The following is a 20,472-nucleotide window of genomic DNA, read 5'->3' as shown; positions in this document are numbered from 1 at the left end:
TTCAGCAGCTTTAAGAATGAACGGATCAAGGAGCGCATCTATGCGAGCCGCGACTTCGCACTGACGGACATCGCCGACTACATCGATACCTTCCACAACCGCACCCGATGGCACAGCCACACTGAAGGCGTCAGCCCTGAGCAGTGTGGGGCCACCCACAAGCCTGGTCGACGTCGAGTGAGTGGTAGGAGAACTTACCAGCTCTCCACGAAAGTCTGGCAACCCAACAACTACAAAATGCTGGCGCGTGGCGCACAGCTGCAGCGGAGGAGGATGGTCGTGTCATTCGCGTCACACCCCCAATGTCCCATTGTTGTCTGCGAGGCGACCGGTCGCGAGGGTCCTTCTCCTGATTGGAGAGGAGGGCGGTCGTCCCCTTCGTTCGCGACCCCACACACGTCCGGCCATTGGCACAGCAAAGCCGACACAAGGAACAACCAAAACAGGATAAGTCATCGAAGTGAGCGATCTGAGACGAAGGCAGTGAACCGCGCTTGTGGGTGGCAGTATCACGCGAGACCTTCCGTGCCGCCGACTGAGCTACCGCGTGGCCGCCCTTGCCCGACTCACAAGCGTCTCAAGCGAAGGCGAGGCGCTCATCGCACGAACGAAAGGAGCACCATCCGATGTCCACCCATCGCGACGAGCAGTCCGTGGCCGTAGCTGATGACCTTGCCATCTGAAGGGCAGCACGATGGAGAACAGGTAGGAGGCGTCGGCGATCGAAGAAGTCGATAACGCGCTTTCGCTGCGTCGAGCGCCCTTCGAAAAGGACCGCAAAGGTCTCTCCCACACCAGTCGCGCTCGTCGTGGTAATGACGCTGCCGGGCATCATGGTCCATGATCCTTTCCCGAGTAACGAGCTCGCTAGAGGGAACCGGCTCGATCCAGGAACCGGTGGCTCGAACGCCGTCCTTGTCGAGTATTTCGGACCTTCCGGGCCCGAAGGAGAGGGTCGCGAAGCACACATCGCCACGGGATGCGAGAAAGCAGGGACTGTCGAACTAATTCGGCTGCCCGGCAGTTCTGGCCACGGCAACGGTCCGTCGGCAACTACCGTGGTGTCGCCGACGACGCGTTGAATCTCGTGGTCCACCAAAGCTCGCAAGAGACGTACTTGGGACTCCTGCAGGTCGCAGACGCCGCGCGGATCGGCACCGAACGGATACGCATACCGGCCAAGGATAGTGCCTGTTCGAGAGACTCGACAGTCGTTTCGTTGCCAAAGGTCGAGAATACCGCGCACCCCGGCCGGTCGTGGACTGACGAACGCAATTCCGCCGAACTCAGTCCGGTCCACGGCCGGCGCGGCCTGAAGCGCTAATGCTTCCTTCCCTTGAGATGGGCGAGAGTGCCACGACTCTTCGCGCGATGGCATCGTACACGACGAAGTGTTGCGCCGTTGTAGTAAGGGAGAACGGAAGCAAGAATGTGGTATCGGCATCATCTCCCCGATTGTCCAAGTCGATCGGGAGGCGATCGCCGGGAGCGTCGTGTACTCGCTGACGACGATCGCTAGCCAGCGATCCGAAGCACATTCACCGTCGCGGCGTCTGGGCGTGTCGCGAGAACGAGCGTAGCGCGATCAGCGTCCGGCGAAGGATCGAGACGGGAGCTGTTCCTTGGCGGCTGGCGCGAAGGTGGTGACGGAGACAATAGGAGCAAAGGTCGCAGGTAGGACCTTCCCCAATGTCGTTTGCGCAAGCGATGGCTGCATGATTAGCTCGAGGTATCGCGGAGAGCGCGAGGACCGCGGCGACGACTCCGTACATGTCACGGACGGATGGACGAATGGAGTATTCCGGCTAGCTGAGTTCCTTTTCGGTCCAGCAGCAGGAGTGTGGGAAAGTGACGACACTGAGGGAATACCTGGCATGCGTCGCGGGCGCTTCATCGGTAGGACGACAAGAGCCAGCATCGATGATTACAGAGAGGGCGCGTCGGGGGTCCGCTCAGCAATTAACCCGGCTCGGAGAACACGACGACAATCACCGGCGAGGCGAAGTCATCGGGCGGCAACTTCCGCCGTAGAAGCATCGCAAAACCACAGGTAGTTGGTGCAATCATGAACCGACAGGAAAAGCACCGTACGGTAGGATCTTCCCGGATGGCGATGTACGAATGACCGCAGCGACTCCTCGAACTGTGCTTCCTTATGAATAAAAACACCAGCGCGAAATGAGAACGCCAAGAACAACTCGCGAGCACGGCGGCGATGGACCGCGATGCACGCGAGCGAGACCAATGGACGGTACCGTTGGAGATCATCGGGATGACGGTGTCCACGGACTTCGCTCGCGTGCGAAGTCACTCGATCAATTGTAGCCCGCGAGTGTGACCGTACAGCATGGGCCGCAGATGTCCGAGAGGTCGATCGTAGTGCAGAAGGTCGGCGCGATCTCCGGGCAGGCATACACCGCGGTGGCCGCCCGGGCATCCGCGCCGAGCGCAGCGATACCTCCGACGAGCGCGCCAATGAACGACCCATAGCTTGCGTTTCATAATCGCAATCCTCCCCTTCGAGAAAGGTGACCTGCATTACGCCACGAGCGACCCGCGGCCCAGACAGTCCGAGGAAGCCGCGCTCGTCGCCGACGACAGTCGCGCCCACAAGGCCACGAGACAGGTGCGCGAATGCGACAGACGGTCACGAAAGTGCGACAAGGAGGACGTCCAGGCGCTCGCTGTCGACGAGGCTTCTGCGAGCCATACCACGACGCAAGAGCACGAAGGCGGCAAGTCAACACGAACGCGAGACAGCGACGGTCGGTACGGTGCGCTCGAGCAGCTGACGAGCGCGGTATCCGAGCACCCGTCCGCTCGCCGAACTGATGCAAGCGACCGTTTCCGCATCAATGATCGAGCGCATCGGCCATCCCAAGCATGGCGACCGCGCGACGCGCGAGCCGGATGCGAGGTCGCCCGCGTGGCGACCGACGATTGCGTGCGCGCATTCCCTGACTTGACAGCATCGGTCATTCTCTGAATTCTCGCATCGTTGGTGGGTTGAACCGTTCGCCCGCCGTCGGCGCTCGGCCAGCCCATCGAACGGACGACAGGGGACTTCTCGGAATGGAAGAGGGATGAATGGGAACGTTGGGGGGTAGTTCTCGTTCTTGCGGACGAAGCGACCGTCAGCGAAATGTCGTGCGGTTTACCGCCGGCCTCGGCGATGCCTCGCCCGACCGAGCGAAGGTACGCTACGAGCGCATGGCCGAGCATTGCTGGCAGCTCGGTTCGGCGATTTCGTCGATGGGGAGCGATGTGATCGCTGTGGTACTCGATCCGGAAGTCGCCGCACCTGATGACGAGACGGCGCTCAGAGTCGCTGCGCAACTGACCTGAACCGGACGCGAGCTGCGCGTGGTCGTGTATCCGGCAATCAATCCGCAGGCCATGCACGCCGTGTATCGTTTGAGTCGCATCGGCAATGCCAAGTGGTCGTGCGCGCCTTCGACGCACTGCCAGAATGGACCATGGCGCGGCAAAGGGGCGAGGCGACTCCGAGACGATGTGAGGCTGTTCAACAACTGACAACCTTGCCCGTGCGATTTCGACGCGCATGGATCGACGCGCTCGCGGCTCCCGGTGAGACGACGGTAAAGCGCGTGCTTGCATGCGCGAGCGTCGAACGGCGAACGCGCTCGAGCGCGCGCACAGGAGGCCGGTGTATGGAGTCCGGCGCGACTGCTACGAGGCATTGAAGGCGGAAGACGGGTAGGGTTGCGTCGCGATGAAAACGCCCCGGAGTTCTCCGACCGACGTGCTGGCGGCGTCGCTACCCATCGCGAAGCGAATGGAGTCAAGCCCATCTGCGCGGTTTTGCCAATGGGTCGATTGATGCGGCAGGGCGTGATCGGGCGGTTCACCCGGTGCGGTACAATCGGGTGCGACGGAAGGCTTGGCTCGTTGGCGATGCGGATTGCGACCGCGGGCCCATGTATCACCCGAGTCTGTCGCACATCTGTCGCATCCTGCTCGTGGCGCGCCATGTGAAATCTGAGCAGCGTGGTGTGCGCCGACGGCTCGCATGGCCGTGGCGGCGTCGGTCACTAGTCGGCCGAGCGCTCTATGAGCTGTCCCGGGTCCGGTGGACGGCGAGTTAAGCTACTGCCTGCAGTCGTTCGAAGTCGATGGGGCTCTGATTGCCCAGCGAGGAGTGCCTCCGCGTGAGATTGTAGAAGCGTTCGATGTAGTCGAAGATGTCGGCACGCGCATCGTCCCGGGTACAGTACGGTTGCCGATGGCACCGTTCGATCTTCAAGGTGGAGAAGAAGCTCTCCATGACGGCGTTGTCCCAGACATTGCCGGAGCGGCTCATGCTGCAGGTGATGCCTAGGGATGTGAGCAGCCGCTGGAACGACTCACTCGTGTATTGACTCCCTTGGTCCGAGTGGTGCAGCATCGCGCCGCTAGGCCCACGACGCCAGACGGCCATCAGCAAGGCGTCGGTCACGAGCTGCGCCGTCATCGCCGTCTGCATCGCCCAGCCCACGACGCGGCGCGAAAAGAGATCCAGGACGACCGCCACGTAGAGCCATCCCTCGTGCGTCCAGACATACGTGAAGTCGGCCACCCATTTCTGATTGGGCGCCGCGGCGGTGAAGTCGCGGTCGAGCGTGTTCGGCGCCACCTGGTGTGTGGGACGCTCCCCGGTGTCCGTCGGGCGCGCACGGCGCTGCGTGTTGCCGCCGATTGAATACTGGACACTCCACCGACTGAAAATGGGACACGACTCCGCCGGCCGCGTCTAGCGGCCGGGTCCCGTTCGTCGACCTTCGGGCTTTCGGCCACTGAGAGCCCGACATGCATGGAGCGTCCACGCGTATGCGCTTATCGCAGTTGCTGGCCGAGGCCGGAGGAGATCGCCTCGAGGCGGCCCGGCGGGCCGGTGTTGGGAAGAGCACGATGTACCGCTGGCTCAAACAGGGGCTCCAGGAGGAGCCGCTCGCCGTCATCCAGGCGCGCTACCGCTCGCGCCCCCGGATCGTCCCCAAGCTCGCGGCGTTCACGGCGTTGATTCAGTCCCGGCTCGCGGAGTACCCCGACCTGAGCGCCACGCGTCTCTTCGCCGAGTGCCGGGCCGCCGGCTACACCGGGGGGATCTCGCAGCTCCGCGTCTTTGTCGCGGGGCTCCGGCTGCCTCCACCGCCGCCCGTGCGCTTCGAGACGGTGCCGGGGCACCAGGCGCAGGTCGACTTCGCGCACTGTCGCTTGCCTTGGGGCGTGCGCTACGCGCTCGTCGTCGTGCTGGGCCACTCGCGGCTCTTGTGGGTGCAGTTCTATCCGCGGCAGGATCTCCGGGCGCTGGAGCATGGCTTGTCGGCCTGCTTCGCGAGTTGGGGCGGCGTGCCGCGTGAGCTGTTGTTCGACCAGATGCGGAGTGTGCTCACGCGCGATGATCGTCTCACGGGCGGCGGCCTCGTGACGAATCTCGAGCTCGCGCGCTTCGCCCGGCACTACGGCGCTCGCGTGAAGGTCTGCCGCCCGTACCGCGCCCAGACCAAGGGCAAGGTCGAGCGGCCGATCCGCTACCTGCGCGAGAGCTTCCTCTACGGCCGCACGTTCGTGAGCGATGCGGATCTCAACGCGCAGGTCCTCACCTGGCTCGACACGGTCGCCAATGTCCGCGTGCATGGCACGACGGGGTGGGTACCCGCCGAGCGGTTCGCGACCGTCGAGCAGCCGACGTTGCAGCCGCTGCCCACGAGTCCCTATCGCACCGGGCTGGTCGCGCTGCCCGCCCGACGCGACGCTCCCCTCGCGGCGTCGCCCGTGCCCAGCGTGGTCGTCGAGCGGCGGTCGCTGCAGGATTACGCGGCGTTAGGCGTCGGGGGTGCCTCATGAGCGCCGCCCGGCTGGCCACGACGGCCCCCTCGGTTCGCGAGCAGCTCCGCACGCAGCTCGCCGACCTCAAGATGCCCGGGGCGCTCGAGGCGGTGGACGACATCCTCCGGCGCTGCGATGCCGGCGAACTCGCGGGGGGCGAGGCCATAACGCGGCTCCTGGGCGCCCACATCGACCTGCGCAACGCCCGGCGGCTCCAGACGGCGATGCGGGCCGCGCGCCTCCCCGTGATCAAGACGCTCGCCGACTTCGACTTCACCTTCCAGCCGTCGGTCAAACGCGAGCAGCTCGAGAGCCTGCATACGTTAGGCTTCCTCGAGCGGAAGGAGAACGTCGTCTTCCTCGGACCGCCCGGTGTGGGCAAGACGCACCTCGCGCTGTCACTCGCCGTGCGCGCCGCCGAGCACGGCCGACGGGTCTACTTCACCACGCTGGCCGATCTGCTGCATGCCCTGGAAGATGCGCAGGCCGCGGGGCGCCTACCGCAGCGCCTGCGGACGCTCGTCTTCCCCAGCCTGATGGTGATCGACGAGATCGGCTACCTGCCCATCACCCGCACCGGGGCGATGCTCTTCTTCCAACTCCTCGCGCGGCGCTACGAGCGCGCCTCCACCATCCTCACCAGCAACAAGGGCTTCGAGGACTGGGGCGAGATCTTCGGCGACGAGGTCATGGCCGCGGCGCTCATCGACCGGCTCGTGCACCACTGTCACATCGTCAACATCCGCGGAAACAGCTATCGGCTGCGGCAACACGCCGAACTCGCCCGGCGGCTGCACGTCCCGCCGCCTCCCACCCCCTCCTCACCCCCCGAGCGACGCGGACGTCGCCCCGATCCCATGGCTGACCTGCCGGGCTAGCCCCCCACCCCGTGTCCCATTTTCAATCGGTGGGAGTGTCCCATTTTCAATCGGCGTTGACAGTAGCGCGGCGTCCGTCCGGGCGCGTGGGCTGAGGGGACGATCACACCAGGCATAAAACCCACTCCGCGAGACCCCGAGCGCCTCGCACTGCACCTCCACCGGCCAGATTCCTCGATGTTTTGCGACGAAGCCGAACTTCACATCGACTCCTTGGCAAAGTAGGCCGCGGCTTTTTATAGGATGTCGCGCTCCTGCTTGAGGCGCGCGACTTCGCGCCGAAGCTGCGTCACCTCCGCGTCGTCGCGCTTCTGCTGCCCGACGCCAGGAAACGCCTGCTGCGGATCGGCGCGGTGCTCCCGCACCCAACTCCGCAGCACATTCGCGTGTACGCCCAAATCTCGCGCTGCCTGCGCCATCGAGACGCCGCGCTCGACGACCAGCCGTACCGCTTCCACCTTGAACTCCCGACTAAACCGTCTCCGTCGATCCGCCATCGGCCACCTCCATCCCGTAAGAACACCCTAAGTTGGTGTCCACGGAACCCGGGGCAGCTCACTACGAAGGTCGACTCATTGCAAGGAGGATGTCATGAGGATGAAGATGCTGAGATTGTCTGCGTCCGTCTTCGCCGTTGCAGTCGCTGCCACGCCGGCGTCCGCGTTCTCCGCCGGGTGTCCGAGTCACCTGTCAAACGGGTCGCAAGTCTGTCACAATACAGGTGGAACAGAGTGTAAGAGTTGCACCTACAATTGCAGTGGTACCAGCTACACGTGGAATGTGTGCGACCTGCCTCAGTAGAGCGCACCAGGCCGACGCGACCCCGACTCATGCGCTGCCCGCAGGTCGGTGGGCGCAATGCAGAATGGGGCTGAGCAAGTACATCCCATGAGGTGGCGAGCGCGCGGGTAGTGAAGGACGGAGCGCTCGCCCCTCCGCACCACGTCGCGACACCTTTCCCCAATCCCGCGACCTCGTGCCATCGCAGCCCAGCGCACGACGCGTTGGCGACGCCTTGGGTTCGGCCCCGTGCGCCGAAGGAGTCTTTAGCGGTGAGGCGAATTGCCGACATAACGACGGTCCTGCTGTTGATCGCGGCGGCGTACCTGATTGCGCAACCGTCATCGCTTGTTCGTGCTAGGTGGGTGCGCCACTGGAGCGATCGTAAGACCTTCAGAGCGGCGAATCGGCACTGGAGCGAGATTGAGCGGGCCGGATCACGACTCTTCAGTGGGCGCGGAGGGGTGGAGATGGTCGTGATCTCCGACTATGAGTGTCCCTTCTGCCGAGCCTCGCAGGCGGCGATCGACTCCGCGGTCGCTAGGGGCGTCGGAATAGCCCTCCTTCACTATCCGGGTCCTTCGCATCCCAATGCGGAGGGTGCGGCGCGAGCCGCCATCTGCGCCGAGCCAAGCGGGCACTTCCCGCGCCTTCACGCGCAGCTGATGCAAACAGATCTCTGGCAGAAGGATGAGGACTGGCTCCGTGAAGCGGGCGCGGCGGGCGTTACCGAAAGCGAACAGTTCGATGCTTGTGTGACCGGTGAAGATGCGCGAAAACGACTGTTGTTCCAGACGGAATTGGCGGACAGCTTACTGGTGACTGGTACACCGACATTTGTCTCGCTCAGCGGCGTACATCGCGGCGTCGCGTCCTCTCTCAACTCCTCGGAACTCGCGGGCCGTCGTTGATTCCTATTGCGTTCTCCACCATCGCCTCCTGACGCGCGACGGACACGAACAGCGTGCCTGCGCGGTCCGTCCACGAGCCAACGGCGAGTTGAAGAGACCCGTGGTCAACTCCGCCGAAGGGCCGGTGCAAGACCGCATCGTCACGCGCTCCACGTGTTGCTCGCGCTCTCCCTGACCACCAGCGTCGGTGCGCAGAATCGTCAAGGTCCACGGGGCCTGGACGATCGACGCGTCGCACTCAAGCCGTTGCTCACCATTGGTGATGAGTCGGACGACGCGAAGCGTTTCGATCGCATCGCCGGGGTCACACGCCTCCCTGGCGGCGAAGTGGTTGTGCTCGATGGCGCGTCACAAGAGCTGCGCGTGTACGCGTCGAATGGAGACTTCATGAGGCGCATTGGCAGACGTGGTGCCGGACCGGGCGAACTGGAGAACGCGACGGCTTTGTGGCGCGTTCGCGACTCACTTTTCGTCGCCGAGCAACCGCCCGCTCAGAGCCGCGTGAACGTCTATGATGTACGTGAGGGATTCAAGGGACGTTTGCTCCTGCGGGCCAGAAACGCGGCCCGAGGAGTTGGTGCGGTAGCGCGCCTCGCGAACGGTGCCCTGCTCGTCGTGCCAGCCGGGTTTCGACCGTTCGTGCCGCCGCCCTACGGAAGAGCGGTACGCGACACGACGGCCGTCGGCCTTCTGCAAGTTGGAGACCCGGGAGAGGTGCGCTGGATGGGCGAGTGGCCGAGTGCCTCGTGGCTAAGCTACGCGCTCTCGTCAGGCCCCGTGCGAACGGGTGTCGCACGATACTCGCTGGGACCTGTGCTCGTCCTCGGTAGCAGCGCCGATCGAGTGTGGATCGGTGATTCCGGAGACGGTGTCATCAAACGATATGACGGTGCTGGAACGTTCGTGGGTGTGGCCAGAATGCCCACCGACCGGCGACCCTATACCGACTCGATCCTTGCGAGAGTGAAGGTAGAGGCGCTCGGCGAAGCAAGTACGAGCGATGAAAGGGCGAGAATCGAGGCTGAGTTCGAGATCGGGCTACGAACACGGCTCGCACCGGCATTTGCGCGGTTTGTACCAGTCCGGATGGCGAGATGTGGGTCATGGCATTCAACGAAGACCCCAACAGCAGAACCCGCCGTCGTGTTCGACGTCGGAGGTACAGCCATGGCCACGGCAGTCGTGCCCGCTCGTGTGCGAGTGTTTGAGGTTGGGCGAGACTACCTGGCCGGCGTGCACACGAGCAACGAGGGCGTGGAGTCGGTGGTAGTGTATGCGTTAGGCAGCAAGGTGAGATGAGGCCATGCGAATCGCACGAATCGCCGCCGGTGGCTAGTGCTCTGTGCCATCTCGTGTGATCCGGCGCACAAGCCGGCGCGACCGGTCAGCCCGCTAGTCGGGCGGTGGGTTCAAGTATTCCCCGCGCTTGGTGCACTTGACACGCTGTGGCTACGCGAAGACGGAATGGTGGTTGGCCTTGCCGCCGGACTGGATGACACGGGATACGCACTAGAACGCTGGAAACTCGGATCGACCTTCATGCCTGGCGGATTGTGCCTCGGGGAAGCTCTGTCCGAGTCGGACCCGCGACAACCACAGTTCCTGTGTCAGGCGTTCAGCATTTCCGGTGACACACTGTGGCTCGCGAATAGAAGCCAGACGGTCTTCCTGCGATATCGGCCGACTGACGCCACGCATGCGATAGCGCCTTGGCCGGCTCTGACAGGCGCGCCAATAGCGCCGCGGCCGGGTGAGGAGGCTGGGTCGGCACCAGGCAGAGCCCTCCATCCGTAGCGGTGAAAGGATCGCCGATGCGCTGGGCCCGCGGCGCGGAGCAAGAGCGATCGACAATGCACGAGTGGCATGGCGCAGAAACAGTCTCGACGGGAAGATGGGCTGATCGCCAATCGCGCGCCTGGGCAGTCGGGGGCGTGCGACGAGTGAAGTGGCCTCGGTTTTCTGAACAGGGTGGGTAAGTGGACCGCGGGCTCCCCCGGCGACATGTTCGCCATAACCCGAGGAGTCCCTGATGTCGAAACGTCCCCGTCGGAATCATGCCCCGGCCTTCAAGGCGAAGGTGGCCCTGGCCGCGGTGCGCAACGAAGGTACGCTCGCCGAGTTGGCCAAACGATTCGACCTCCACCCCGGCCGGATCACGGCATGGAAGGACCAGCTCCTCTCGGGCGCCGCCGGCGTCTTCCGCGGGGGCCCGGGCGAGCCGCCCGTTGGCGTGAAGACGCTCCACGCGAACTTCGGCGAGCTCGCGCTCGAGAATGACTTCTTGGAACACGCGCTCGGCAAGGCCGGCCGGCTGAGCGCCACGCGATGATCGACCGGACGCACCCGCTCTCCGTGACGCGGCAAGCCGCGGCGTTGGGGATCAGCCGCGGCGCGGTGTACTACACGCCCCGGGCGGCGTCGCCCGATCGCCCGGCCGAACGAGGTCTGGGCGATGGACATCACGTATTCTCCGATGGCGCGCGGCCTCGTCTATCTCGCCGCCGTCCTCGACTGGGCCAGTCGGCGCGTGCTGAGCTGGCGCGTGTCCATCACCCTCGACAGGGCCTTCTGCATTCACGAGCGCCGCCTTCACCAGACTGCGGCGAGCGGCACCTCCTCGATCCACGTGCCTAGTGCGCGTGTCCCTTTCCGGTCGAGCGGTGCGAAGCGGGGACCGAACGAGAGGGAGAGCAGACACACGTCTCCACGAGGATTGCGTATTTCGTTCAAGTCGATCACCCATTTCGCTCCAAAGCGATCAGCCGTTTCGGACCAAAGCGATCACCGATTTCGGTCGATGGCGATCAGTCGATGAGCTGGGGAGCGGCGGGATCAGTCAGTGGGTGATGGGGCGGGAGATGGCGCGGGAGATGGCGCGGGAGATGGTGCGGTCGATGTCGGAGCGGTCGCCAGCCGGCGCAGCGAGCCGCCGGTCAGCGTGAGGCGATGGGCATGGTGCACGAGCCGATCCAGGATCGCATCGCCAAACGTGGCGTCGCCGATCATGTCGTGCCAGTGCTCGATGGGCAGTTGACTGGTCACGAGCGTCGCGCGGCGGCCGGCGCGGTCCTCGATGAGTTCGAGGAGATCGCGCCGTTCGCGGTCGCCGAGCGGGGCGAGGCCCCAGTCGTCGAGGATGAGGAGGTCGGTGCGGGCCAGCGTTTGCATGAGCTTTCCGTACGAGCCGTCCGCGCGGGCCAGCACCAGCTCTTCACTCAGCAGCCGCGGGAGTCGCAGGTACCGCACGGTGTGCCCCTGGCGACAGGCGGCGTTCCCCAGCGCACAGGCGAGCCACGTCTTGCCGGTGCCGGTGGGGCCGACGAGCAGCAGCGTTTGCTGCTGACGGATCCATTCTCCACTCGCGAGGTGGAGGAAGACACTGCGCTCCAGCCCGCGCTTCGTGCGGAAGTTCACATCCTCCACACAGGCGGCGTGCCGCAAGCGGGCGAGTTGCAGCAGGCGGGTGAGGCGCCGGTCGTGGCGGGTCGCCTGCTCGCGCTCGAGCAGTAGCGCGAGGCGTTCCTCAAAGGTGAGTGTCGCGAGGTCGGGGAGGCCGCGCTGCTCCGCGAGGGCGGTGGCCATGCCCGTGAGCTTGAGCGACTGGAGCAGGGTGAGCGTCTGTTCAATCAGCATAGGGAGTCTCAGCGAAGAGGGAGAGGGCCGACTCGCCGCCGGCGGAGGTGGGCGCCGCGTCGCGGTAGTACGCGGCGCCGCGGACATGTTCGTGCGTGACCGGCAGGTGCAAAGCCGGGGGAGCGAGCGGATCCGGGGGGAGTTGATCCAGGCCCGTGGCGAGGATCGACTTCACCGAGCGATAGCCGGCGGTGCCGGCGCGGAGCGCGCGCGTGCACGCCGCTTCGAGACGCGCGCGCGTAAAGCGACGGCTGAGGGATAGGAGCCCGAGACAGGCCCGATAGCCCTGCTCGGGATGGGGATAGCGGGCGAGGATGTCCTCGACGACGCGCCCGGTGCTGGGACCGAGGCTCGCGCCCCACGCCACGAGGCGCGACGGGGTCCACTCGAGATGGCGCTGGTGCGAGTGAGGGCGATGGGTCGGCTCCGTCGTACACCGCCCTTTCGACGTATTGCGCACATGGACGGCGACGCGCGTGCCCTGATGCAGGACTTCGAGCATCGCACTCGTCAGGCGCACGGTGACCGTGGTGCCGACGAGGCGATACGGGACGCTGTACAGATGGCCGTCGACCGAGATGTGATAGTCGATGTTGACCTTCGCCGTCTTCCACTCGGCGAGTTCGTACGGCGCCGGTGGGAGCGGGCGGAGTGCGGCACGCTCCGTCGCCTCGAAGACACTCCGCCGGCTTCCCGCGAGCTTCTGAAACGGCCGATCATTCACGCGCTCGCGTCCCGCGGCGAGCGCCTGATTCAGTGCCGCGAGCGAGTGAAAGACCGTATGCCGGAGCGGCGCCAGGATCTCGCGTTCGACGATCTGCACCGCGGTCTCGACCTTGGCCTTGTCGCGCGGATGATACGCGCGGGCCGGCAGGACGGCGGTGCCATAGTGCGTCGCGAGGTCCTGATACGTCGCGTGCACTGTCGGCTCATAGTAGCATGGCTGGCCGACGGCACTTTTGAGGTTGTCCGGGACCAGCAGCGCGGGCACGCCGCCTACATAGGCGAGCATTCGCACGTGCGCGCCGATCCAGTCCGGAAGCGCCTGCGTCCACGTCGCCTCGACATACAGCAGATGACTCGCGCCTAACGCGCCGACAAAGACCTGCGTGGCCCGCTCCTCGCCGGTGCTGACATCGACCACCGGCATCGTCACCCCGGCATAGTCGACAAACAGCCGCTCGCCGGCGACATGCACCTGTCGGAGCACCGGCTCCAGTGTGCCGACCCACGCGTCGTAGTGGCGGCAGAACTGCGTGTACTGATAGCCATCGGGCGCGGTCGCTTTGTACTCGGTCCACAGAAGCTGGCGCGTGACGCCCTTGCGTTTGAGCTCCTGATGCACGGCCGCCCAATCGGGCATCGGCCGCGTCGTGGTCGGCGGTACGGCCCCTCGTCGGAAGAGCTGCGCCTCGAGCGCCGCTTCGTCCATCGCCGCCGGCAGGGGCCACGTCAGCCCGGCCGCCTGAAAGCGGGCGACGTAATCGTGCACGGTGCTTTGCGAGAGCGCCAAGCTCGCGGCGATCTCACGCTGGCTGCGCCGCTGGTCAAACCGGAGGCGCAACGCCTCCCATACCATTCGCATCGGGATCCTCTCAGCAGGCACCGCCTCGCTCCGGAGTAAAGTCCGGCGGAAGCTGTCCCTGCGGTGGGATCCCGCAGCCCCTCAGGTCACCGAGTGATCGCCATCAGCCGAAACGGGTGATCGGCTTCGAGCGAAACGGGTGATCGACTTGCTCCGAAACGGGTGATCGGCTTCGAGCGAAATGGGTGATCGACTTCGACCGAAACGGGGGATCGGGATGGAGCGAAATACGCAAGGATGCGAGAAGACGTGCGACTCGCGAACCAGGCTCGGTTGTCCCCTGAGCTCGGGCCACGGGAGTGACGACACCACGCGCGTGGAATCGGTGCTGACGCGTTCGATTTCGCGATCGGGGGTCATGCCGAAGCGAATCTGCGACGAATCCAGGTCGCACACACCGGTCGCGCTGGCGCCGAGCGGATAGCTGCGGTGGGTGAGTTGTGCCCCCGATTCGGAGAGCAGCGTCACACGCTGGTTCGCATGATCCAGCACCAGCGCGCCGCCGCTTTGGCGCGCGCTGACGAAGGCCACCCCTCCGAACTCACCCGGGCCGCTGCCGGCACTGCCGAATGCCCATGCCTTGCGACCGGTTCGAGGATCGAGCGCGACGACTCGGCGCCCCGACTCTGGCACCGAGCGATGATGCAGGGGATGGTTGGTGAAACCACCGACGGCGACGCTCAGCGATAGAATCACGAGGGCCCTCTGCTGCAGGTGCATGCGCATGACCTCCCTCCCATCGTCGTGCGTGACATCGTGAACCACCGAACGACATGGCGCGACGAGCGTTCACTCCCTCGGCGCTCAGCGCGCCCGATTCGTCAGTGCTTGCCGAACAAGTCCATCCAACGCCGGCGCCACCGAGTACGCACGAACGAATGGCGCGCCGTCGTCACTCTCACCGGAGAGAACCAGCAGCCCGTGCCCGTAGGCGATGTCGGTCGGAGCAAACGGGAGTTCGATGGAGAAGAGATACGCGGCGTCGGTGACCGAGTAGAAATCGACGAAGCGCCCTCGCTTGGGCCCTCGTCCGCGAAAGAGCACGGCGAATGAGTCCCCGATCCCGTGACTCCCTGAACGGACTTCACGCTGGGGAGCATCTCCCAGGAGCCCTTGCCGAGCGACTTCGCCTGCCCCATCGGGATCTCCTCGATCCAGCGGGCGCGCGCGCGCACCCCCGAGTCGTCGAGAATCGCGAACATGGGGCCGTATGTGATGCTGACCAGACACACGCCGGCCTTCGGATGCTCGAAGATCTTCGACTGACGAGCGAGTGACGGTACCTCACGCAACTCGGGCCACGGGAGATCTGCGGCCACTGCTCGACCGGTCGACAGTGAGGTCCGCTCGAGCTCCTTGCCTTCGGTCGCGCGCAGCTGAATGCGCGAGTTCCCCGCCTCGCACACTCCGCGGGGGTTCACCCCCATCTTGTAGTCGACTCGCTCGCCCCCTTTGCCATCTTCGGTGACTAGCGTCAGGCGCGAGCTCGACATGTCAACGACGAAAGTCCCACCCTCCCGACGCGCCGTAACCTTGGCCACGCCGCTGAACTCGTCCGGACCGCGTCCTGGCCGACCAAAGCGCCAGACGATCTTGCCGGTAGCCGGTGTCACGCCCAGCAGTCGAAGTGCGATGGCGTCATACACGACGACGTGCTCGCGAGTCGCGCGAACCTGCAGCGGCATCATGATGGTGGTGTCATCGGTGTCGCCGCCAATCTGCCAAACCATTCGCAGCTTGGTCGCGACGACCCTCCGCGAGGCATTCCGCCGGGCGCTCTCGGAAGGCGAGAAATCGGAGTTCGACCGGCTCGAGGTCGCAGCCGGTCCACGTGAGCCTCGCGACACGATACTGACGGTCGACGCGCGCTCCTGCGGCGACTTCATGGCAAGCGCGAGCACGAGGTAGGCGATAGACGCGCGGATACTCATGTCCGTTGGAGTGAGCAGACAACGACCAACACGACGCGCTCGACGTGACGAGCGAATCGTGACTCTCGCCAGAATCTATGTAAAATGGGAGCACCGACGGAGACTGTGGCGGTCGCGCGACGGCGGCCGATCGAGGCCACAGATTCGCAACCGGCCATGTGTCGCGTCCAGACAAAACGAGTCGAGGCATCGTATGCTGAGAGTCCGGTCCGATCTCTCGCTGCTCGCCGCAGTTGTCCTCGTGCTGGCGCCACGACCCGTTGCACCGGTCAGCGCCGCCGCTTCATCAGTCGTCCGCTCGAACCAGCCCCCCAAGTGGACCGCCCCCCGCCGCGACGCCGGCATCACCGTGCGGCCGCTCTGGCGCTCCGACACGCAACGCGGCGCCGCCACGCTCACCTATCCATTCGACCTCGTCTTCGCCGCGCAGGGACTCGCCATCTACGATCATGGCGAGAAGCGCGTGCAAGTGGTCGACGCGGCCACCGGACGCGCGCGCTTTGCCGTTGGACGACATGGGCCGGGGCCTGGCGAGTTCGGCGATCGCGCGGTGACTTTCTTCGGTCCGGCCGCACGTCCCCTCATGGTCGAGGCCATCGACGGTCGTGTGACCGCACTCGAGGGGGACAAGCTCACGCCGATACGGATCCGCAGGGAACGACGCTGGTCCACCGGCTCCCAGTGGGGGCGAGACCAACGGCTGCTGCAAGTGTGGGGACTGGGGCAGTCGGACGATGTCGCGGTCACCGTGGGCGATGGCGCACGCATCGTCGATTTCATACCGGTCCCTTGGCCACGCCATCGCACGCTCACGTTCCTTGAACGTCAGGTGCCGCTCCAGCAGCTCGACGATTCCTCCTGCGTCTACCTCCCGTCTATCAACAGGAGTGCGCGATCATTTCCCTACTGCTCTCCCCGAGACCGGGATGCACATCGAGGCACTCTCGGAGGCTCGCGAGGAGATCCGCGGCTCTAGCAAGCGGCGCCGTCGTGGCGAGCGCCTGTCGCATCTTCGCGCCGCGTTGTCGCAATCTTTCTATTGAACACGACATTCACGCTCGACATGATACTTACCACATCGTGCTCGCGCGCCTTCGAAGTCGAGCTCAACGAGCGCGATTCATCTGAGTGCTCTATCAAGTCGCGGACGAGGCGAGAGCAAGCGCGCGCTGGAAGGAGTAGGTCAGGTGTCACAAGCGAAGGAAGTTCTAACATTCACCGCATCGAGGAGTGATCATGCCGAAGAGACTTCTTGGAAGCACAGTGCTGGCCGTCGCGGCGATTAGCATCAGTGCGGCCGAAGCGAAGGCCGTGTGCAACGATGGCGGCACATTGCAGTACGTCTGCATGTCGTGGCAGCAGGACTGCGCGCCCACTTGGATACATTCGTGCTGGTGTTGCGCATCCTAGTCACGGGTCGAAGGCCGTGGCATAAGTGAGGCCATCATGAACGCAGCGCGCGTTTGCTCAAGCCGATTGGAGACTTGCGGCGGTGGGGCTGGTATTGTGTGCGGACATCAACATAGCGCCACTCGGGTCGCGGAATACAAATCAGAGCGGTTGCCACGTCGGCGCGACGGTGAGCCGAACCGGTCCGTCCTGCCTTCCACCGACTTCAGGCGAAGGCTGCAGAGACTCGCCGTCCGACTGGTGCCCGTGTTGCGCCTAGTAGCCCTGGTGGGCTGCTCCGGCGATCGAATCGGCGAGGAGAGAAAGCCCAGCATTGCGGGACCGAGGCTTCGAACGATCGACTCACTCGTGCTCTCCGAGAAGGGAGGTGTGTTCGTCTCCAAGCCAAATGACATTCTAGCGATGTCAGACTCCCGCGTGCTTGTCAGCGACGCGGCCGTAGGCCGGGTGCTCGAGTACGCGGCAGATGGAGACCTTAGGCGCACCATTGGAGGAAGGGGACGCGGTCCCGGCGAATTCGCATCGCCTGGCTGGATGTCTCTTGTCGGCGATTCGCTCTTGCTCGTCCAAAACTCTCCGGCCCTTCGCATTGAAGCGTTCGATCTTCGCTCGGGAGAGTGGCGCTGGGGTCGTCGATTCACCGCCAAGGCAACCACTGGACTGGCATCGAGGGACGGAGTCGTTCTTCTCGGACTCCTAGACGCGACCAGGCATTCATCGTTCGTCGAGTTTCCTGACACGCTTTCCGAATTGGTCGCGCGCGGACAATTGCCGTACGACGCACATGATGATCCTCTGTTAACAGACGCGTTCAGGCTTACTCAATTGGCCGTCCATGGTAGTCGGATTGCCCAAGCATTCGAAGTGTCGAATTGGCTGTTCGTGTTCGGCCCCGGGCCGGCAGATGTGGACAGCTTCCATATCGCGGTGGCGAGACGCAAAGGTGCGCCCACGCGATTATTGCCACTGCTGCGAACGAATCAGTCGCTTGGAATGAAGGCAGTAAATCATGTCTCGCAACCCATCGCGCTCGGCTGGTTGGACTCGGAGCGAGTAGGCGTCGTCACGGTAGATCCGGATCGCACCAGTCCGAGATACCGTGGCAAAGCTTTTGTTAGCGTAGTGAACATTCGTCGACGCGAAGCGTGTGTGGATGGTGCGCTGGACGTGCCGTCGGATCCAGCACCGGTCGCGACGTTTCGAGGCGATACACTCCTGGTTCTGTATCAGGATGTAAGTTCGACGGGGGCAGCCGAAACGATTGTGAAGCGGCTTCACGTGGACTTGACGTCATGCGAATGGAGGACTACGCAGTGATCGCTCGCAGCCACTCGCAGACCCTGTTGGGACCCGGACCTTGGCGAATCCGTTGCGCGCTCAGCTGGACTCTGGTGGGCGCTCTTATCGTTGGAGGGTGCCGCGAGTCCCTTAGCAGTTCTAGCCGCGTCACAGATGGCCGTAGCCTCGGCGACCTCATCGACCGAGTTGTGCCCACGGTGGTCCTCTTCTATAGTCCAACCGACTGCTTCTCGTGCATTACGCCAATCAGCGAGTGGCGCGAGGTCGCTAGGAGTGGGAAGCTCCGCGTGTTGCTTGTGCTCGATCGAACACCGACCGATGATGACGTCCGAGCGCTTGCGCTTCAGCGAATCACGGTTGACGCGATCTATCGGCGCTCGCTGCTACATCGGGGTGCGCCCACGCCCCGAGAACTTCTCTTTGATACCGCGGGCACGATCCTTTCCCTCCCGCAGGATCCTCGGAAAGGGGTCACTTCGGCCTTCCTGAACGCGGTCCGTGTCATTCGGACCTCCGGGCAAAGCGACTTCGCGCCGTACATTCAGTAGGCCGGAACTCCCCGCGTGGGCGCCTCCCGGCGATTGAAGCGCTTGCTCGCATCCTGCGACAACTGCTTGGACTCAGAGCGAGACCGATCCTCCTCCTGCCGTCACGCGATGATTTACGCCGTTGGAGAGGCAGGCACTTCGTGAGTTCAGAACCTGCCGCACACTCAGCTCGCGTCACCGCCTTCACAATTGTGCCTCGGATACGGATGTATACGGCGCGCCGCCGCCGCTCCGCCGTTGTCGTTGTCGCGACGGTGGCAGCTGTCGCCAGCTTGCTTCCCTCGTGCGCGGATGCCGGTCGTGCTCCGCCTCGCGACTCACAGATGGGTGACACAAGCGGAGTGATAGAAAGCGCAGAAGAATCGAACGTCGCGATCCCGACCGAGCAGGGCGGCAGGTTTCAAGGGGTTGTGGCTGACGGGCGCGGAAACGCGCTTCTGCTCTTGCGTCGCCCGGACGCGATCGTTGCGGCCAACGTCGGTGGTCGAGCGGTCCAGCTCGACTTTGGCGACTCCTCAAGTTCCCTAGTTGGAGCAGTGATGTTGGATAGCACGGTCGGCTATGCGCTCGGTTATCCGTCCGGCGAGATCTTGAGGTTTCGCGTGGGCGAAGGTGCGCGCGATGTCGTGCCGTTTGCCACGTTCGACTCAGGGACCGCGGCGATCGCCGCACACGATAGTACGGTCGTTGTTGCTCGAGTGGCTGCAGAACGCGGACTTTCGATTACCGCGTCCGTCGGACAGAGGACGTTCAATAGCAGCGGTACGCTCGCCGACCTCATCGCGAGCGCACCGCGAGCGGCATCGCTCTTTGGTAAAGTCGGTGTGGACGTGCTCGACTCGCTTGTCATCTCTACTACCGAACTCTCCGACTTTGCCTACGTGTTCGACTTGCGCACGCGAGAACGTGATTCGATAGAAGTGAGTCGGTCGCTGAGACGTGGAGCACGCCAGCTTCTGGCGGAGCTGATTGTCGCGGCTGACTCGTCAAGATCTCCGGAGCCGCTTCTCGAACCGTCGTCTGTTGCGACAATCGCGCTGGTGCGCGGGCCCCTTCTGCTCGCTGTATATCTCGATCAGCAACTGAAGGGTCCGTGGCTGGGTGCCACCGCCTTCTTGCACATCGTGAATCTGCGCACGCGCGAACAGTGTGGAGACATCCCAATTCCCGGAAGAACGTTTCCGCTGCGTCGATTCGCGGTCGGCGGGGACGACTTGATCAGCGTGCAAGAGGCGGAGCCCGCCAAGAATGAGCGGTCGCGCAATTTCACGATTACTCGATTCAAGCTTCGCGTAGATCGTTGCGCGTGGAGCCCGGCCACTCACGATCAATAGGGAGGGGTTCCCAGCCGATCCTGTAGTGCGCGTCGGGCGACTGCCGTTCATGCGGTGGCCCACGCGCCCGATTGTGCCCGGCTGCTTCACGTCCAGGTGCACCAGTGCACCAGTGCACCAGTGCACCAGTGCACCAGTGCACCAGTGCACCAGTGCATCAGTGCACCAGTGCGCCGGGCCGTCGGCGCTCATGGCGCTGGATGCGGCGCGAGGGCTCGAGTCGGCTGGACTCCCCAACTGCGAACTAGCTCCGATTCCGGGGAGGAGGTCACGACGACTCCACCTGCGTCTACCTCCCCGCCTGTCACCGGGACGCACATCGAGTCACTCCCCG

General features: G+C 64.4%; 13 protein-coding genes and 2 pseudogenes. 9 read left to right on the top strand and 6 right to left on the bottom strand.

Translation table 11 applies throughout. The annotated features are described in order from the left end of the window. Positions 1 to 3,147: 3,147 nt before the first annotated feature. Positions 3,148 to 3,345 (top strand): hypothetical protein, encoded by a 198-nt coding sequence (locus IPN47_14620; GenBank protein ID MBK9409248.1) that lies wholly within the window; start codon positions 3,148 to 3,150, stop codon positions 3,343 to 3,345. 757 nt (positions 3,346 to 4,102) lie between these two features. On the opposite strand, the pseudogene IPN47_14615 reads toward IPN47_14620, so the two are convergent. After that, positions 4,103 to 4,633: pseudogene (locus IPN47_14615) on the bottom strand (IS3 family transposase). Between the two features lie 194 nt (positions 4,634 to 4,827). Between IPN47_14615 and IPN47_14610 the strand changes: the two are divergent. Both IPN47_14610 and IPN47_14605 read left to right on the top strand, forming a co-directional pair. Continuing rightward, positions 4,828 to 5,847, top strand: coding sequence for an IS21 family transposase (locus IPN47_14610; GenBank protein MBK9409247.1), 1,020 nt, complete (start codon positions 4,828 to 4,830; stop codon positions 5,845 to 5,847). Next, entirely contained in the window at positions 5,844 to 6,707 is an 864-nt protein-coding gene (locus tag IPN47_14605) for an ATP-binding protein (GenBank protein ID MBK9409246.1), read from the top strand. Before IPN47_14610 ends, IPN47_14605 begins: the two co-directional genes overlap by 4 nt. A 236-nt stretch (positions 6,708 to 6,943) precedes the next feature. On the opposite strand, the gene IPN47_14600 is transcribed toward IPN47_14605, so the two are convergent. Next, positions 6,944 to 7,204 carry a transposase gene (locus IPN47_14600; GenBank protein MBK9409245.1) on the bottom strand — a complete coding sequence of 87 codons (261 nt, stop codon included), beginning with the start codon at positions 7,202 to 7,204 and terminating at the stop codon, positions 6,944 to 6,946. Positions 7,205 to 7,759: 555 nt separating this feature from the next. On the opposite strand from IPN47_14600, the gene IPN47_14595 reads away from it, so the two are divergent. The 3 genes from IPN47_14595 (at position 7,760) to IPN47_14585 (ending at position 10,727) form a co-directional block, all read left to right on the top strand. After that, a complete protein-coding gene (locus tag IPN47_14595) occupies positions 7,760 to 8,398 on the top strand; it encodes a thioredoxin domain-containing protein (GenBank protein MBK9409244.1) in 639 nt (212 codons plus the stop codon). Between the two features lie 153 nt (positions 8,399 to 8,551). Further along, the gene (locus IPN47_14590) at positions 8,552 to 9,697 is read left to right on the top strand and encodes a hypothetical protein (protein ID MBK9409243.1); all 1,146 of its coding nucleotides are present in this window, start codon (positions 8,552 to 8,554) and stop codon (positions 9,695 to 9,697) included. Between the two features lie 730 nt (positions 9,698 to 10,427). Continuing rightward, positions 10,428 to 10,727: a transposase gene (locus tag IPN47_14585; protein MBK9409242.1), complete on the top strand. Its 300-nt coding sequence runs from the start codon at positions 10,428 to 10,430 to the stop codon at positions 10,725 to 10,727. Positions 10,728 to 11,230: 503 nt separating this feature from the next. Here the strand turns inward: IPN47_14585 and IPN47_14580 are convergent. The 4 genes and pseudogenes from IPN47_14580 to IPN47_14565 form a co-directional block, all read right to left on the bottom strand. Then, positions 11,231 to 12,031: an ATP-binding protein gene (locus tag IPN47_14580; GenBank protein ID MBK9409241.1), complete on the bottom strand. Its 801-nt coding sequence runs from the start codon at positions 12,029 to 12,031 to the stop codon at positions 11,231 to 11,233. A gap of 64 nt (positions 12,032 to 12,095) precedes the next feature. After that, a pseudogene (locus tag IPN47_14575) lies at positions 12,096 to 13,616 on the bottom strand (IS21 family transposase). An 81-nt stretch (positions 13,617 to 13,697) separates the two neighbouring features. Next, a complete protein-coding gene (locus IPN47_14570; protein ID MBK9409240.1) occupies positions 13,698 to 14,336 on the bottom strand; it encodes a hypothetical protein in 639 nt (212 codons plus the stop codon). Positions 14,337 to 14,437: 101 nt separating this feature from the next. Continuing rightward, entirely contained in the window at positions 14,438 to 15,547 is a 1,110-nt protein-coding gene (locus tag IPN47_14565) for a hypothetical protein (GenBank protein ID MBK9409239.1), read from the bottom strand. Between the two features lie 193 nt (positions 15,548 to 15,740). On the opposite strand from IPN47_14565, the gene IPN47_14560 reads away from it, so the two are divergent. The 3 genes from IPN47_14560 to IPN47_14550 all read left to right on the top strand — a co-directional run bounded on the left by IPN47_14560 (position 15,741) and on the right by IPN47_14550 (position 20,138). Continuing rightward, positions 15,741 to 16,523 carry a hypothetical protein gene (locus IPN47_14560; protein MBK9409238.1) on the top strand — a complete coding sequence of 261 codons (783 nt, stop codon included), beginning with the start codon at positions 15,741 to 15,743 and terminating at the stop codon, positions 16,521 to 16,523. Positions 16,524 to 17,305: 782 nt separating this feature from the next. Beyond that, positions 17,306 to 18,274 carry a hypothetical protein gene (locus IPN47_14555; protein MBK9409237.1) on the top strand — a complete coding sequence of 323 codons (969 nt, stop codon included), beginning with the start codon at positions 17,306 to 17,308 and terminating at the stop codon, positions 18,272 to 18,274. A gap of 853 nt (positions 18,275 to 19,127) precedes the next feature. Continuing rightward, positions 19,128 to 20,138: a hypothetical protein gene (locus IPN47_14550; GenBank protein MBK9409236.1), complete on the top strand. Its 1,011-nt coding sequence runs from the start codon at positions 19,128 to 19,130 to the stop codon at positions 20,136 to 20,138. Positions 20,139 to 20,472: the final 334 nt, after the last annotated feature.

The sequence above is a fragment of the Gemmatimonadota bacterium genome (assembly GCA_016719105.1).
In the GTDB taxonomy this organism is placed as follows: Bacteria; Gemmatimonadota; Gemmatimonadetes; order Gemmatimonadales; family Gemmatimonadaceae; genus SCN-70-22.
The sequence above is the reverse complement of the archived record's forward strand: the minus strand, read 5'-3'. Positions and strand labels throughout refer to the sequence as shown.

Coding starts and splice junctions, on each gene's coding strand:
- IPN47_14610 (MBK9409247.1), top strand. CDS start 4,828: ATGCGCTTATCGCAGTTGCTGGCCGAGGCCGGAGGAGATCGCCTCGAG.
- IPN47_14605 (MBK9409246.1), top strand. CDS start 5,844: ATGAGCGCCGCCCGGCTGGCCACGACGGCCCCCTCGGTTCGCGAGCAG.
- IPN47_14600 (MBK9409245.1), bottom strand. CDS start 7,204: ATGGCGGATCGACGGAGACGGTTTAGTCGGGAGTTCAAGGTGGAAGCG.
- IPN47_14585 (MBK9409242.1), top strand. CDS start 10,428: ATGTCGAAACGTCCCCGTCGGAATCATGCCCCGGCCTTCAAGGCGAAG.
- IPN47_14580 (MBK9409241.1), bottom strand. CDS start 12,031: ATGCTGATTGAACAGACGCTCACCCTGCTCCAGTCGCTCAAGCTCACG.
- IPN47_14570 (MBK9409240.1), bottom strand. CDS start 14,336: ATGCACCTGCAGCAGAGGGCCCTCGTGATTCTATCGCTGAGCGTCGCC.
- IPN47_14565 (MBK9409239.1), bottom strand. CDS start 15,547: ATGAGTATCCGCGCGTCTATCGCCTACCTCGTGCTCGCGCTTGCCATG.
- IPN47_14560 (MBK9409238.1), top strand. CDS start 15,741: ATGCTGAGAGTCCGGTCCGATCTCTCGCTGCTCGCCGCAGTTGTCCTC.
- IPN47_14550 (MBK9409236.1), top strand. CDS start 19,128: ATGGGTGACACAAGCGGAGTGATAGAAAGCGCAGAAGAATCGAACGTC.